The 1175-nt window shown below is 45.2% G+C and carries 2 protein-coding genes; one reads left to right on the forward strand and one right to left on the reverse strand.

What is annotated here, in order from left to right:
* Positions 1 to 328 (reverse strand): LacI family DNA-binding transcriptional regulator (locus R7E42_RS24875; protein ID WP_318073217.1); only part of this gene is annotated, 328 nt, incomplete at its 3' end.
* A 219-nt stretch (positions 329 to 547) separates the two neighbouring features.
* Between R7E42_RS24875 and R7E42_RS24880 the strand changes: the two genes are divergently transcribed.
* A partial coding sequence (locus R7E42_RS24880; RefSeq protein WP_318073216.1) for a protein kinase domain-containing protein occupies positions 548 to 1175 on the forward strand: 628 nt, incomplete at its 3' end.

Raw genomic sequence — 1175 nt, forward strand, 5'->3', positions numbered from 1 at the left:
ACTCATCGTAGCTAAAGTGTGCCAGTAGTGTTTCGTAGCCGTTAGCCTTAGTGACCGTCTCTATGCCCTGAACAAAGGAAGCAAAAATTTGGTTGGACAGAGAAGGAAGTAAGATGCCGATGGCTTTGCTGGAAGACTTAGACAACATCGCGGGGGCGCGATTTTCGATGTACCCCATCTCCTCGATTGCCGCGGCAATTTTCACGCGGGTCTTCTCAGCCACCGATTCTGGATTGCGCATATAGCGCGAAACCGTCATCTTCGTTACGCCAACTTGGTCTGCGACATCCTGCAATGTCGTTCGTGTTTTTTTATTCTGTTGAGCCATAAATATGTGATTTATCAATAATGTTACATGTAACATTATGACGAATACACAGGATGCCGACAAGCCACCAAAAGCCAAACATAATATCCACAATAAAATCATGCACTTATTGTTACAGAGTTGTTTTTAAAGAAACACTCGCAAAACGAATAAATAAATGACATTAATATTGAGTTTCTTATAAAATAGCGCACGTAAAACAATAAGATATCAGGCACTGTGCAGTTAGGCTCCAGCGAAACCCAAGTTTATTATCATCTTCTTGATCTGGACGACTCTCAAAAGCAGCAATACCTCCAAGAATTGCAACAGAGTCAACCTGAGCTATACATTCAACTCGCGTCCCTTTTAGCCCATGAAGCCCCAGAAGAGCGATTAACGCAATTGCTTTACTTTGGCGCTCATCAAGCGACCAACAGCGAGATCGACCTTAGTGGCGAAGTGATCAGTAAGTATCGCCTAACTCATGAGTTGGGACGTGGTGGTATGGGCGTCGTTTATGCCGCGCAACGCGCAGATGAGACCTTCGAGCAAGATCTTGCGATCAAATTCATCCAAAGCAATTTAAGTAATGTACTCGGACAACGGGCACTTTTCGATGAAGCGCAGCTACTAGCACGTTTAAATCACCCTTATATTGCGCAAGTCTTTGACGGCGGCCTGCATGACGACTCGGTTTACATCGTCATGGAGCGCGTGTTTGGCCAAACATTGGATGATTATCTTGCCGAAGTCACACTGACAGACCGAGAGAAGCTCACGCTGTTTAAGCAGATTTGTCAGGCAATGGAACACGCGCATCACCACCATGTGTTACACGCCGATCTCAAGCCTGAAAATATCCTGA

This window comes from Vibrio sp. Vb1337, assembly GCF_033338715.1.
GTDB classification, from domain to species: domain Bacteria; phylum Pseudomonadota; class Gammaproteobacteria; order Enterobacterales; family Vibrionaceae; genus Vibrio; species Vibrio alginolyticus.